The organism is Streptomyces sp. NPDC031064 (assembly GCF_055570965.1).
The window spans coordinates 21429-33796 of record NZ_JBVIGF010000006.1 but is presented as its reverse complement, the minus strand read 5'-3'; the positions used below and the strand labels follow the sequence as shown (position 1 = coordinate 33796).

13 protein-coding genes and 1 pseudogene are annotated in these 12368 nt (G+C 71.6%); 5 read left to right on the top strand and 9 right to left on the bottom strand.

The annotated features are described in order from the left end of the window. The first annotated feature begins 213 nt into the window (after positions 1–213). Entirely contained in the window at positions 214–1422 is a 1209-nt protein-coding gene (locus ACZ46W_RS21870; protein WP_468339939.1) for a hypothetical protein, read from the top strand. 25 nt (positions 1423–1447) lie between these two features. On the opposite strand, the gene ACZ46W_RS21865 is transcribed toward ACZ46W_RS21870, so the two are convergent. Continuing rightward, on the bottom strand, positions 1448–2806 hold the full coding sequence (locus ACZ46W_RS21865) for an MFS transporter (protein WP_468339937.1): 1359 nt from the start codon (positions 2804–2806) through the stop codon (positions 1448–1450). A gap of 55 nt (positions 2807–2861) precedes the next feature. On the opposite strand from ACZ46W_RS21865, the gene ACZ46W_RS21860 reads away from it, so the two are divergent. After that, complete coding sequence (locus tag ACZ46W_RS21860; protein WP_468339935.1) at positions 2862–3860, top strand: ArsR/SmtB family transcription factor; 999 nt, start codon at positions 2862–2864, stop codon at positions 3858–3860. 9 nt (positions 3861–3869) lie between these two features. On the opposite strand, the gene ACZ46W_RS21855 is transcribed toward ACZ46W_RS21860, so the two are convergent. The 4 genes from ACZ46W_RS21855 to ACZ46W_RS21840 all read right to left on the bottom strand — a co-directional run bounded on the left by ACZ46W_RS21855 (position 3870) and on the right by ACZ46W_RS21840 (position 5831). Next, positions 3870–4298, bottom strand: a complete 429-nt coding sequence (locus tag ACZ46W_RS21855) for a nuclear transport factor 2 family protein (RefSeq protein ID WP_468339933.1) — start codon at positions 4296–4298, stop codon at positions 3870–3872. A 127-nt stretch (positions 4299–4425) separates the two neighbouring features. Continuing rightward, the gene (locus tag ACZ46W_RS21850; protein WP_468339931.1) at positions 4426–4812 is read right to left on the bottom strand and encodes a VOC family protein; all 387 of its coding nucleotides are present in this window, start codon (positions 4810–4812) and stop codon (positions 4426–4428) included. Next, positions 4809–5102: an ArsR/SmtB family transcription factor gene (locus ACZ46W_RS21845; protein WP_468339929.1), complete on the bottom strand. Its 294-nt coding sequence runs from the start codon at positions 5100–5102 to the stop codon at positions 4809–4811. The genes ACZ46W_RS21850 and ACZ46W_RS21845 overlap by 4 nt, the downstream gene beginning before the upstream one ends. A gap of 33 nt (positions 5103–5135) precedes the next feature. Further along, a complete protein-coding gene (locus ACZ46W_RS21840; RefSeq protein ID WP_468339928.1) occupies positions 5136–5831 on the bottom strand; it encodes an NADPH-dependent F420 reductase in 696 nt (231 codons plus the stop codon). A 98-nt stretch (positions 5832–5929) separates the two neighbouring features. Here ACZ46W_RS21840 and ACZ46W_RS21835 point away from each other — a divergent pair, with 98 nt between their 5' ends. Next, positions 5930–6304 (top strand): winged helix-turn-helix transcriptional regulator, encoded by a 375-nt coding sequence (locus tag ACZ46W_RS21835; RefSeq protein ID WP_468339926.1) that lies wholly within the window; start codon positions 5930–5932, stop codon positions 6302–6304. A 211-nt stretch (positions 6305–6515) separates the two neighbouring features. Further along, entirely contained in the window at positions 6516–7352 is an 837-nt protein-coding gene (locus ACZ46W_RS21830) for an SDR family NAD(P)-dependent oxidoreductase (RefSeq protein ID WP_468339924.1), read from the top strand. Here the strand turns inward: ACZ46W_RS21830 and ACZ46W_RS21825 are convergent. The 3 genes and pseudogenes from ACZ46W_RS21825 to ACZ46W_RS21815 form a co-directional block, all read right to left on the bottom strand. After that, positions 7328–8221: an NUDIX hydrolase gene (locus ACZ46W_RS21825; RefSeq protein WP_468339922.1), complete on the bottom strand. Its 894-nt coding sequence runs from the start codon at positions 8219–8221 to the stop codon at positions 7328–7330. The two genes, ACZ46W_RS21830 and ACZ46W_RS21825, sit on opposite strands and share 25 nt — an antisense overlap. Before the next feature lie 60 nt (positions 8222–8281). Then, positions 8282–8638: pseudogene (locus ACZ46W_RS21820) on the bottom strand (ATP-binding cassette domain-containing protein); the annotation flags it as partial. 551 nt (positions 8639–9189) lie between these two features. Beyond that, positions 9190–10887, bottom strand: coding sequence for a fibronectin type III domain-containing protein (locus ACZ46W_RS21815; protein WP_468339920.1), 1698 nt, complete (start codon positions 10885–10887; stop codon positions 9190–9192). 228 nt (positions 10888–11115) lie between these two features. Here ACZ46W_RS21815 and ACZ46W_RS21810 point away from each other — a divergent pair, with 228 nt between their 5' ends. After that, entirely contained in the window at positions 11116–11439 is a 324-nt protein-coding gene (locus ACZ46W_RS21810; protein WP_468339918.1) for a DUF6191 domain-containing protein, read from the top strand. 160 nt (positions 11440–11599) lie between these two features. Here ACZ46W_RS21810 and ACZ46W_RS21805 read toward each other — a convergent pair whose 3' ends face one another. Beyond that, positions 11600–12331 (bottom strand): alpha/beta fold hydrolase, encoded by a 732-nt coding sequence (locus ACZ46W_RS21805; protein ID WP_468339916.1) that lies wholly within the window; start codon positions 12329–12331, stop codon positions 11600–11602. Positions 12332–12368 lie beyond the last annotated feature (37 nt).

The following is a 12368-nucleotide window of genomic DNA, read 5'->3' as shown; positions in this document are numbered from 1 at the left end:
GGCCCCAGTCTGGCCGGACCTCCGGGACGGGGCCATCGGCCGCTGGTCCTGGTCCTGGTCCTAGTTCCCAGGCCCAGTCCCAGTCCCAGGCCCGGCCCCGGTCCTCTCTCCTGGTCCTCGTTCCCGGCCGGCCGCCCCCCGTCCCCGCGAGCCGGGTGCACCGCGCCCCGAAAACCCCAGGCCACCGCCGGTACCGGCCAGTACCATCCCCGGATGCCGGACATGGAGACGCTGGAGACTCTGATCCCCTCGGCCGGGCAGGCCGACACCGACGCGCTGCGCGCGTACGACGCCCAAGAGCTCGCCCGGTACGTGACTGAGCCGACGCACCCCTGGTGGCGGCGGAGGGCGTGCGCGCTGGCGCTCGCCGGACGCGTACCGGAGGCGTGGGCCGGCGCGCTGCTCGACCGGGTTCGCGACACCGACGACTCCGGGGAGATCCGCAGGGCGCTGCTGGAAGTCGTCGGGGACCGCCCGGAACTGCTGCCCTGGCTGCGCCACGAGGACCGCGACGAGTCCTACGGCATGCCGGAGGCGTTCCTCAAAACGCGCGGCCTGGTGGGCGACCTCACGGCTGTCGCGGAACTGGCCACCCTCGCCGCCGACCCGTGGCAGCGCGGCCAGGAGGCCGGCGAGACCGCGCTGGACGCGCTGGTCGAGCGGCACGGCGTCGAGGCGGTCCTGGCGCGGCTCGGGGACGACCGTCCCGAGGACCGGCTCTTCCGGCTGCGGATGCGGTTCCGGGCGGGTCAGGACGTGACGTACGCGCTCGCAGACCCGGACAGGATGGTGGCCCACCGCGCCCACACGCTCGCGCACGACGCCGACCGCCTCCGGGCGTACCTCGCCGAGGCGCCCACGACCGAGGCGAAGCTCTGGGCCATCCACGCGCTCCACGAGCTGACCGAGGACCTCGCCGAAACGCGCGGGCTCTACGAGGCCCTGGGCCGCCCCCGCGTCGAGGTTCCCGGCCTGGACGAGGAACTACGTACCGCGATCCTCCACGAGTACGCCCCCGGGAGCCGGCGCCTCACCGACCCCCGCTGGCGCGTCGAGGCCCTGTGCGCCGAACCGCCCGCTCCCCATGACGTGGACGGCTGGCTGCGCCGCGCCACGGAGGCGCTCGCCTCCGCCGGCCTCGCCCCGAACCCGCCCGTCCACTGCGGGGCCCACCACCAGCAGGGCGACGGGACGTACCACGTCATCGAGTTCGGCGACAGCGAGGTTTGGATCAGCACCCTGGGCCGGTTCGCCATCGCCCGCGAAGCGGGAACCGTTGCCCGCCCGGTGCTGGAGGCGGCCGGTCTCCGCTGGATCGACGAGGAAACCGAGGCCATCGAGGTCACCGACCTGTACGTCTACTACTTCGGTGGGCGCACCCCGCTCAGCGTCGACACCCTGTTGTTCTACTGGCAGGACTAGGCCCGCTCCTCGTGGACCACGTGAATCAGGCACCAGTCCGGCCCGTGGAGACATGCCCCTGTGCCCCCGGATCATCACCCGACACCCGCCGGGATGCCGCGGCGGTCACGGGAAGCTCCCGCAGCGTACGGACGGGGGAGCAGAAGACGGGGAGGAAGGCGACGGCCATGAGGATCGCGCCCGCCCAGACCGCGGTGCGTACGCCCGCCGCCTGGCCGATGAGGCCGCCGAGGGCGGAGCCGACGGCCAGGGCGCCGGTGAGCAGGAAGCGGAAGGTGGCGTTCATGCGGCCGAGCAGCGGGTCCGGGGTCAAGTGCTGGCGCAGGGAGACGCCGAGGACGTTGTCGATGCCCGTCTTCGTCAGGGCCGCGAGCCACCCCGCACCGGCCACCCACAGCCACGGCCCGTCGCCGACCAGCGCGACGGCGAGCGTGGCGGGTGCGAACCAGAGCCCGGCCAGCCCCAGGGTCCGGCCGTGGCCGAGCCGGGAGGCGAGCCGGCGGGCGAGGCCGGCACCGAACAGGATGCCCAGGCCGCCGGCGGCCCAGTACGCCCCCAGCGCCCCGGACGGCAGGCGCAGTTCGCGGACGAACAGCACCGGCAGCACGGCGTTGATCATCTGCGCGCCGAGGTTGCTGACGGTCGCGGTCAGCGCCAGGGCGCGCAACTCGCGGCTGCCGAGTACGTGGCGCAGCCCTTCCGCCATCTCGGCCCGCAGCCGTCTCCGGTCGGCCGGCACCGGCACCGGCACCGGCACCGGCACCGGCACCGGCACCGGCACCGGCACGGCGGGAGCGTGTCGCCGCCCGATGCCCATGAGGCCGAAGGCGGAGGCCGAGTAGGCGACGGCCCCGCCGAGGATCGCGAGGGGAGCCGTGAGGAGTTGGACCAGGAAGCCGCCGGCACCACGGCCGGCGACGTTGGCACCGGCCATCAGGCTCACGAGGGCGACGTTCGCCGGTACCAGGCGCTCGCGGCCGACCAGTTCGGGCAGGACGCTCTGCGAGCCGACGTCGAAGAACACCGTGGCGCAACCGTGCAGGAGCACCACGACGTAGAGCTGCGGCAGTGACAGCACGTCCAGCCACCAGGCGACGGGCACGGAGGCGAACAGCACGGCGCGCGCGGCGTTGGCGGCCACCAACACCCGGCGGGCGGGCAGCCGGTCCACCCAGGCACCCGCGGGCAGGCCGATGAGGAGGAAGGCGACGGTGGACAGCGCGGCCAGCGCACCGGCCTGGCCGGGGCCCGCGCCAAGGGTGGTGACGGCCAGCAGCGGGACCGCCACGTAGCCGACGTTGCTGCCGAGGTGGCTGAGCGAGCCGGCGGCGAAGAACACGCGGAAGTCGCGCAACGGCCACGGGGAATGGGGCGTTCGGGTCATGCCCGTACCGTGCTCGACCCCCGCCCCCACACCCTATTGATTTACCCTCGGCTAAATGATCGAGATCGAGCTCGGCGTGGACGACGTGGCCCGCACCCGCTTCGCGATCTCCCCGCTGTGGGAGCTGGTGGCCAGCGTCCGGGTGCTCAAGGGCGCTGACGAGCACGGCCTGCATCGCACCTGGGCCGAACAGGTGCGCCCCCGGCTGGCAGCGGCGGACCTGGACCTGAGGCCGCTGTTCGACCTCGTTCCGGTGCCGACGCGCTCGCCCTGGACCGGCCGCATCCCGGGGTTCATCTGCCCGCCGCCCACGACGCCGCTGCCCTCACTGGACGTGGAACTGGCCACGGTCCGGGCCACCCCTCCGGAGCTGCTGCACACGACGGCCGAGGTGCCGCCCGCGCGGATGGCGGCACTTCGCGCCGACCCGGCGGCCGAACTCGGGCGCCTGGCCGACGTGCTGGAGGCGTACTGGGAGCTGGCTCTGGCACCGTACTGGTCGCGGATCCTCACCCTGTTGGAGGGCGACATCCGCTACCGCGCCGGCCGCCTCGTCGAAGGCGGCGCCCAGCACCTCTTCGCGGACCTCGACCCCCAGGTCACCTGGGCCGGCGGCACCCTGCACCTGGAGCACCGCACCGCGCGCGGAGCGCGCCGGCTCGACGGCCGGGGGCTGTTGCTGGTGCCGTCCGCCTTCGTGTGGCCGCGGGTGTTCTCCGTACTCACGGAGCCGTGGCAGCCCTCGCTCCGCTATCCGCCCCGCGCCGTCGGCACGCTGTGGGACGCACGGCCCGCGGCGGTGTCCGACGCCCTGGCCGGTGTACTCGGCCGCTCCCGCGCGACCCTCCTCACCGAATTGACCGCCCCCGCCTCGACCACGGACCTCGCCCGCCGCACGGGCCTCACCCCCGGCGGGGTCTCCCAGCACCTGACCGCCCTGCGCACCGCCGGCCTGGTCAGCTCCCACCGTGCGGGCAGACAGGTGCTGTACGCGCGCACGCGTGCCGGAGAGATCGTCGTGGCGGCAGCGGGTTCCGCCCGGACGGCGCCGTAGGCCGCCTCGTCACGGCGTACAGGCCTCGGCGATCGACAAGCTGTTCTCGTAGAGGTGGTGGCGCGTGATCCGGCCGCCCTCGACGGTGAGGTGCAGTGCGAACGGGCCCTCGAAGGACTTTCCCGTCTTCCGTACGGTCCCCGAGACGTACCCCATCAGCACGGCGTCGGTGCCGTCGACGAGGAAGGTGTCGACGGAGGCGCGCGCGTCCTCGGGCACGGTGTGCTCCATCAACTCGGTGAACTGCGCGGCGCATTCGGCGGCGGTGGACCGCGGCCTGATCCACGGGACGACGGGGTTCTCGGCGAGCACCCAGTCGACCTTGTCGGCGAAGAGCGCGACGAGCCGCCCGGTGTCCCCGGCCAGACGAGCGGCCAGGAACTCCTGCACCACGGCCCGCGTGGCCTCGGCGATGGGATTCGTGAACGTGGCGGACATGCGCTCTCCTCGCGGCTGCGGCCGGATCGCGACGGGGGTTTCCGTCGATGTGCTCGATCCTGCCGGGGGAGGGGGGAGCGGTCGATTACCACCCGGGTAATGGCGGTCGAACGGACCGGGCGCCGCCTTACTCGCTGTGCACGATCTGGATCAGGTTGCCGCAAGTGTCGTCCAGGACCGCACTGGTGACCGTGCCCATCTCCAGCGGCTCCTGGGTGAAGTACACCCCGAGGTCGCGCAGCCGGTCGAACTCCGCTCGTACGTCGTCCACGGCGAAGGACGCGGCCGGGATGCCGTCCTGGACCAGCGCCGTCTTGTACGGCGGTACCGCGGGGTGGCCGGAGGGCTCGAGCAGCAGCTCGGTCCCGTCGGGATCCTCCGGCGAGACGACGGTGAGCCATCGGTCCGTACCCACCGGGACGTCGTGCTTCTTCACGAAGCCCAGCACGTCGGTGTAGAAGCGCAGGGCCTTTTCCTGGTCGTCGACGAAGACGCTGGTGAGGTGGATTCTCATGGGGTGCTCTCCGGTGCGTCGGGCCTGAGCCATCGGGTCACGATGCGCTCAAGGGGTTCGGTGTTCAGGTCGTGGAACTTGTAGCGGCCCTGGCGCCGCGAAACGACCAGACCCGCCGATTCCAGTACGGCCAGATGCTGGCTGATCGCCTGGCGGGACAGCCCCAGACCGTGCTTGGTCACCAGCCGTGTGCAAATCTCGAACAGGCTCTGGCCGTCCCGTTCCGCCAGCTCATCGAGGATGAGTCGGCGGGTGGGGTCGGCCAGCGCCTTGAACACATCCTCCGCCATGACCGCCACGATAGGCAAGTAACGACTTGCCTATCAAGTCGGGTCTCCGGCGCTGCCCGACCGAACAGACGTCACCTGGTCGTCGACGGCGCCCGGCGCCAGAGCCGGGGCGGGGAAGGCGGGCCGGACCTCGGCGCCCGACCACCAGACACCGATCGCGAAGACCGCGGTGGCCTCCAGCAGTCCGGCCCGGTGGAGCCCACCGCACGGAAGCGCCGTGCAGTGCATGCTGCCGACCAGCTCGGTGGTGAGCCGTACGGCCTCTGGCGCGTCCGCGCAGAAGGGCACGGCGAGCGGCGCGCCCTCGAACGACGGGCGGACCATGCTCCAGATGCTTTCGTGGACGAGGCCGAAGACCTTGGCGACGTGCGACCGGGGCGCCGCTTCGGCGAGTTGCCGGGCGACGGGCACCGCGGCGGCGAGGACCGGCCGCCCGTCGTCGCCCGGCGCCATGGGGACCGTGCAGTCCAGCAGGACGCGACCGGCAAGCGGCCCGGCGAGGCTTCCGACGAGCCCGGGCGCCGTCGCGGCCGGCACGGCCACCAGCACCGCTTCACCGTGGGCGGCGGCCTCGGCGAGCGTGCCGTGCCCCGCGGCACCCGTCAGGTCCGCGGCTCGGGCGGCCGCGGCCGTGTCGCGCCCCCCGATCCGTACGTCGTGCCCCGCCCTCACCCAGGCTCCCCCGAGGGCGCGGGCCATCGCCCCGGTACCGAGAATTGCGATGCGCATGCTCGTGCTCCGTTCACGTCGCTCACAGTGGACGGAGTCGACGCTAGGCGTGGTGATGCACACCATCAGGTGTGCATCGCCCAGGCACGATGGAAGGCATGGAACCAGGACCCGACCTCGGAGGCGACCCGTTCGCCGCGGACTGCCGGGCGCGCGTCGCCTTCGAAGTACTCGCGAACCGCTGGGACAGCGTGGTCGTCTTCATCCTCGGCGAGTCGGGACCGATGCGCCCGCGCGCCCTGCTGGACCGCATCGGCGGCATCAGCCCCAAGGTACTCAACGACACCCTCCGCCGGCTGGAATGCAACGGCCTGGTCCAGCGCCGCGCCTACGCCGAGGCCCCACCACGCGTCGACTACGGCCTGACCGAGGCCGGGACCGCCCTCCTGGTCCCCATCCGCGCCATGGGCGCCTGGGCCGCGCGCTACGCCGACGATGTCCTCGCTGCACAAGAGCGTCACCGGCCGGCATGACACCGTAACCGTGCCGTGCCATGCATTGCCGTGCCGTGCCGTGACATGCCGGGGCCTGGCTCGACGTGACGTTCGGCGGCCGCAGAGGTGCCAGCCCATGCCTCGTCCCGTGCCGGCATTGTCAACCACCCATGCGCCCGGGCCTGGTGGTGTCAACACCAGGCTCAGCAGGCACTGCTTCGCTCCGCCCGGTACTGCCAGAGTGACCGCCATGACGCAACGCGCGACTTTGATCACCGGCGCGACCCAGGGCATGGGCCGCGCCCTCGCACTCGACCTGGCCTCACGCGGCGGGACCGTCCTGCTGCATGGCCGGGACCGCACCCGACTGGAGGCCGTGGCCGCCGAAGCGCGATCCGCCGGCCCGGGCACCACCATCCGCACGTACCTCGCCGACCTGTCCGACCTGGACCAGGTCCACGCGATGGCGGACCGGATCCGTGCAACGGAGCCGTACCTCGACGGTCTGATCAACAACGCGGTGGCGGGCGGCGGCGCGGAGCCCCTCACACGCGAACTGAGCCGCCAGGGCCATGAACTCCGCTTCGCCGTGAACCACCTCGCGCCCTACGCACTCACCCGCGACCTGCTGCCCCTGCTCACGGCCTCGGCCCCCGCCCGGGTGATCAACGTCGCCTCGATCGGTCAGGAGGCCATCGACTTCGACGACGTCATGCTGGAACGGGACTACGAGGGCCTGCGTGCCTACTGCAGAAGCAAGTTGGCCATGATCATGGCGACCTTCGAACTGGCCGCCGAACTGCAAGGCACCGGAGTCACGGTCAACACCCTGCACCCCGCCCACCTGATGGACACCGACGGCGTACGCGCATACGGCCTCACCCCCGTCACCAGCACCGACGAGGGCGTCCGCCCCACGGTGCGCCTGCTCCTCGACCCCGAACTCGCCACCACCACGGGCCGCTACTTCGACCAGTTCACGGATACGCGGGCCCACGAACAGGCCTACGACACCGCAGCCCGGAAACGCCTGATGACACTGACACACACCCTGATGGCGGTTCAGGACCAGCCGAGTTCGCTGTAGAGGCGGCCGGCCTGGATGCCGCTGATCGCGGCGCGGGTGTAGGGCACGATCGGGGAGGGGAGCGCGTCCACCGGCCACCAATCCCAGCTCAGGCACCGGTCCGGCTCACGCACGACCGGCTCGCCCTGCCAGCGGTGTGCGCGGAAGACCATCCCGATCCGGGGCTGACCGCCCGGCTCGTCCACCGTGTGCACGACGTGCGCCAGCTCCACGTGCGCCGGATCGATGACCAGGCCTGCCTCCTCCTCGGCCTCGCGGACCAGACACCCGACGGCGGACTCCTGCTCGCAGTGTCCGGCGAGGAAGTGGTGGGTGGAGGGCGCGAAGGGGGCGTCGGGGTGGCGCAGGCCGAGCAGCACCTTGCCGTCCCGCTCCAGGTAGAGGTGTACCCCGACGACGTTCAGGCGCGCCCGGCCGCTGCAGGGGCGGAGCTGCGCCGGGACGGCGGGCGGGGCGGGGGTCCGGGCGTGGTGGAGGTCGATGACGTCCTTCGTCCAGGGGCACATCGTCAGGTACGGGATGGTCGCGGCGTCGAAGTGCCGGAACATGATCCCCTCCGGGCACGGCAGTTCGTCGGCGTCGCCGTCCCAGGCGCCGAGGTAGACGCGGATGCGGCCCTTCGTTCCGTCCGGGCCCACACTGTCCACGACCGTGAACTCCTCCAGCGGCACGGTGAGGCCGGTCTCCTCCCGCAGCTCCCGCTCGACCGCTTCCCGGCAGGACTCCGTCCCCTCGCGGGCACCCCCCGGGATGCTCCACGTACCAGGGTCGCAAATGGGTTTGTTCGCGTCGCGCAGGTGCAGCAGGTACCGGCCGCGGGAATCCACCAGCAGCGCGGCGGTCCCACACGGTTCGTCGGCGATGATCATGAACAGCTCCTCGGGCGTCGGGAGAGGGGGAGGGGGAGGGGGAGGGGGCAGAAGGGGCGGTCAGCGGTCCTGGGAGAGTTCCAGCAGCTCGGCGAACGTTCCGCCGGCGTGGACGAGGTCGTCCCAGCGGCCCTGTTCGGTGATCCGGCCGTGCTCCATCACGATGATGTGGTCGGCGATCTTCGTGTTCTCCAGGCGGTGGGTGACCACGATGGTGATGCGGTCGGCTGCGATGGCCTTGATCTGCTCGAAGACCTGGTGCTCGCCGCGCGGGTCCATCTGGGACGTGGGCTCGTCGAGGGTCAGCAGCCCGGGCCGCCGGTACAGGGCCCTGGAGCAGGCGACGCGCTGCCACTGGCCGTCGGAGAGCTCCGAGCCGCCGAAAATGTCGCTGGCCAAGAGGGTGTCAAGGCCCGCCACGACAGCCGGGCGATCCGGGCCAGGACGGCCGGGATCTGCGCACACATCCGGCGGAAGGAGACCTCGGCGAGCGGATTGACGGAGTACTGCCCGCTGTAGGTGATCTCCGCCGGCGGTGGCGGTGGCGGTGGCGATGGCGGTGGAGGCGGTGGCGGTGGTGGTGGAGGCGGCGCGGTGCCCTGCTGTTCATTCGCGGCGGCCGAAGTCAACGTGGTCCCCCTATGACGGTCGTGCGGCGTGCTCGTCAGGCTCAACGACCCAACCGGGATATCGAACACCTGTATTTCGGTCGGTTGCGGAATCCCGAAATGGAGCGCGCGGCGGAGCGTGGGGGATACATCGACCCGCTTCCCGCAACGGGAGGACACGGCACGGGGGTTGGCCGAAACGCCGGCACCGGCCCCTGTGCCGTACATGGTCGGCACCCCAACGCAGGTGAAGGGGCCGCGTGGCCGCACCCGGTCAGGCGATGGTGCAGGCGATGGGACGTGGCTGCACGGCCGAGGCCGCCGCCCCTCGTCGGGTGCGGCGGCCTCGGTCGTGGGTGTTCAGCTCGCGGAGGGAGTGCCGAGTTCGGTGACCTCGACCCAGTTCACGCTCTCGTCGTCCGCGGGGAGGGCGTTTTCCCAGTCGTCCACGGCCACCACGGCGTACATCACGGTCTCGCCGTCCGCCGCACTGCCGTGGAGGAAGGAGGTGGTGTCCTCGGCGATGTAGTCGACCCGGTGGGCGAGCCAGACGTGGCCGCCCTCACCGTCGTCGTACCGCACGGCCTTGAACAGCTCGTACCGCTTCAGGTCCGGCTCGGTGCTCGGCTGCCACTCCAGCAGTACGCCGTCCTCGCGGGCCGTCGCCTTCAGGCCGGTGACGGGCGCCGGGGCGACCCGGTCACCGTTGGTCGTGGCGGATGCCGAGGCGGACACCGGGGACTCGTTGCCCGCCTTGTCCACGGCGGTCACGGTGTAGGTGTACGTGCTGCCGTGGCCGACCGACAGGTCCGTGTAGGAGCTGCCCCAGACCTCCGTGTACAGAGCGCCGAAGCGGTACAGGCGGTAATGGCTGACGTCGTCGCTCGTCGAGCGGGTCCAACTGACGACGATGCCGTTGCCCGGCTCGAACAGGGCCGTCACGCCCGTCGGCACCGCGGGCGCGTAGTCGCCGCGCGTGGCGGACAGCATGCTCCCGGGCGCCGACGTGTTGCCGGCCGCGTCGGTGGCGGAGACGGCGTAGGTGTAGCCCGTGCGCTCGGCGGCGTTGGTGTCCGTCCAGGAGGCGGAGGTCACCGTGGCCATCTGGACCACGGGGTGGGGGACACCGGTGTCGGTCTGGCCCTGCTGCTGGCGGAAGACGGTGTACTTCACCGCACCGGCGACCGGCTGCCACGCCAGCGCCGTCCCGGCCTGCCCGTCGGTCGCCGTCAGCCCGCCCGGCGCCGCCGGAGCGGTCCGGTCGACACTGGCGACCGTCTGGTCGGCGCTGCCCAGGGACTCGCGGCCCGCCTTGTCGACGGCCCGAACCTCGTAGAGAAACGATTCGCCGGTGGGGGGCGGGTAGTTGACGAACGAGGTACCGGTGAGGAGCGCCGTGCCGCTGACCTTCACCCAGGCGGTGTTGCTCAGCCTGCGGTAGACGCGGTAACCGGCGAGGTCCATCTCCTTGTTCGCCGACCAGCGGAGCGTGGCCTTGTTGGTGGCCCTGTCGTACACGACCGAGGTGCCGGTGGGCGCGAGCGGCCGGACCGTGTCGACGGTGGCCGCCGTGCGGGGTGCGTAGGTGAACTTCACGTTCGCGGAGCCCGTCCAGGCCACGTAGTCCACCCGGAGGGTGTGAGGTCCGGCCGGCACGGTGAGGTTGACGGTCTTGCTCTGCGTGGTGGAGACGTTCCGCCACAGGTCGATCTTCCGCACCCCGTCGAGGTACACGCGGATGCCGTCCTGCGTCGCGGCGGAGAACGTGAAGGGCCCGCCGGAGCCGAAGTCGCGGGTGACGGACCAGCGCACGGAGAAGTTGTCCCTGGGCAGTGTGACGCCGGCCGGGTCACCGGTGCCGTAGTTCTCGTTGATGGCGGCGTCGCAGCTCGTGAGCTTGGGGGTGCCGCTGAATGACGTGTTGGCGAAGAACTGCGCCTTCCAGACCGGAGAGGAGCAGGTGACGGCGGCGGAGGCCGGGGTGGCGGTGAGCAGACCGCCTGTGGCGGCGAGGGCGGCCGTCGTGGCCAGCGCACTCAGCCGGGTACGAGTGATCACAGAGTAAAGGGCCCTTTCCGGACCACGCGGCGCAGGGCCGGGGCTGTTCAGCACAAGATGAGCGAAGCGATGCGCGGGGGGACGGCGGTGCGGGTGGGGCCGGTGTTCCGCCGGAAGGGCACTGTACAGCCCTGCCTCGCTCCGCCCGACAGACGGCCCGTCCCGGAGCGCCCACGCCGGCCCCCCTGTTTGGATGCGGCGCCGGCCAGACGTTCTGATACTGAGGGCATGGAATTCGTCTTCCTCATGACGTTGCCAGGGCTCGTCATCGTGCTGACACTGCTGGCCTTCACCGACCAGTTGCTGTTGCGCGCGGGCCGGGCCGGAGTGCTGCCCTGGCGGAACAGCGTCCGGCAGGGTCAGATATCAGCGACCGGGTTCGAGCAACTGCACGCGAGCCTTTCGCCGGGCAAGCAGCACGAGCTCAAGGAACGGCAGTCGGCACTGGTGATGCCGGACAACGAGGATGATGGCGCTCCACCGAACAGGACAACGGTGGATCTCGACGGAGGAACCGCCATCGTCCGGATGCCGAACCCGAAGCCCGGATGAGCTGGCGCTGCACCTCCGCACACCGGCGAGGTGACGGGAGGTCGCGAGGACAACCCACGGCTGGGCCGAGGAGGCCACGGCTGGGCCGAGGAGGCAAGGGCAAGGGCCGCCTGGCTGGGCACCGGGTGTTCGACCGTACCGCCACCGTCATCGGCGTCGGTCAGCCCCCGCCGGGTAGCTGCCGGGCGAAGCGGCGCACCGCCCCGGTGAAAGCCTCCGGATCGTCGAAGTTCGCCAGATGCCGTGCCCGTGGGATCAATTCGACGCGAGCCTCCGGGTGCGCTCGGGCGAAGTCCCTTTCGCCGGACCGGAAGACGGTGTCCTTCTCCCCGTTGAGGATGAGGACAGGAGCCTTCACATGACGCATGCTCTCCGCGTCGAAACGGCCGAGCACCTCTCCCCAGGCGGCGGGCAGCGTGTGGAACGCGTATCCCGCACGGATGGTCGGCTCCACCACGTCGGGGGGATAGAGCCGGCGCAGCACCCTGTCGTTCCACCGGGCCAAGCGGTCCGCCGGTACACGGGGAACGAGCCCGGCGACCCACCGGTACGGCGCCGCCCAGGCGCCCTTGGTGGAGGCGCTCGCCCCGGCGAGGACCAGCCCTCGCAGCCGCTCGGGGCAGCGCCGGGCGAACTCCAATGCGGCGTATCCGCCGAGTGAATGTCCAACGACCAGAGCCGGGCCACGGGCGAGCGACTCCACCGCTGACGTAATGATCTCCGTCGCCGCGCTCAGGCTCCACGGCTGGGCGGTGCGGGCGCCATGGCCGGGCAAGTCGATCGCCGCGATCGGGAACTCCTCCCGGAGTGCGGCGACTTGTGCGCTCCACTGCCCCGCACTGAACCGCGTTCCGTGGACGAAGACGATGGGCGGTACGTCCACCGGCATCATGATGCCTCCACCGTTGCGGACGAGAATTGGCGCCAAG

Bases quoted from the DNA above. Each gene is read 5' to 3' on its own strand.
- ACZ46W_RS21870 (WP_468339939.1), top strand. From the start codon at position 214: ATGCCGGACATGGAGACGCTGGAGACTCTGATCCCCTCGGCCGGGCAG.
- ACZ46W_RS21865 (WP_468339937.1), bottom strand. From the start codon at position 2,806: ATGACCCGAACGCCCCATTCCCCGTGGCCGTTGCGCGACTTCCGCGTG.
- ACZ46W_RS21860 (WP_468339935.1), top strand. From the start codon at position 2,862: ATGATCGAGATCGAGCTCGGCGTGGACGACGTGGCCCGCACCCGCTTC.
- ACZ46W_RS21855 (WP_468339933.1), bottom strand. From the start codon at position 4,298: ATGTCCGCCACGTTCACGAATCCCATCGCCGAGGCCACGCGGGCCGTG.
- ACZ46W_RS21850 (WP_468339931.1), bottom strand. From the start codon at position 4,812: ATGAGAATCCACCTCACCAGCGTCTTCGTCGACGACCAGGAAAAGGCC.
- ACZ46W_RS21845 (WP_468339929.1), bottom strand. From the start codon at position 5,102: ATGGCGGAGGATGTGTTCAAGGCGCTGGCCGACCCCACCCGCCGACTC.
- ACZ46W_RS21840 (WP_468339928.1), bottom strand. From the start codon at position 5,831: ATGCGCATCGCAATTCTCGGTACCGGGGCGATGGCCCGCGCCCTCGGG.
- ACZ46W_RS21835 (WP_468339926.1), top strand. From the start codon at position 5,930: ATGGAACCAGGACCCGACCTCGGAGGCGACCCGTTCGCCGCGGACTGC.
- ACZ46W_RS21830 (WP_468339924.1), top strand. From the start codon at position 6,516: ATGACGCAACGCGCGACTTTGATCACCGGCGCGACCCAGGGCATGGGC.
- ACZ46W_RS21825 (WP_468339922.1), bottom strand. From the start codon at position 8,221: ATGATCATCGCCGACGAACCGTGTGGGACCGCCGCGCTGCTGGTGGAT.
- ACZ46W_RS21810 (WP_468339918.1), top strand. From the start codon at position 11,116: ATGGAATTCGTCTTCCTCATGACGTTGCCAGGGCTCGTCATCGTGCTG.
- ACZ46W_RS21805 (WP_468339916.1), bottom strand. From the start codon at position 12,331: ATGATGCCGGTGGACGTACCGCCCATCGTCTTCGTCCACGGAACGCGG.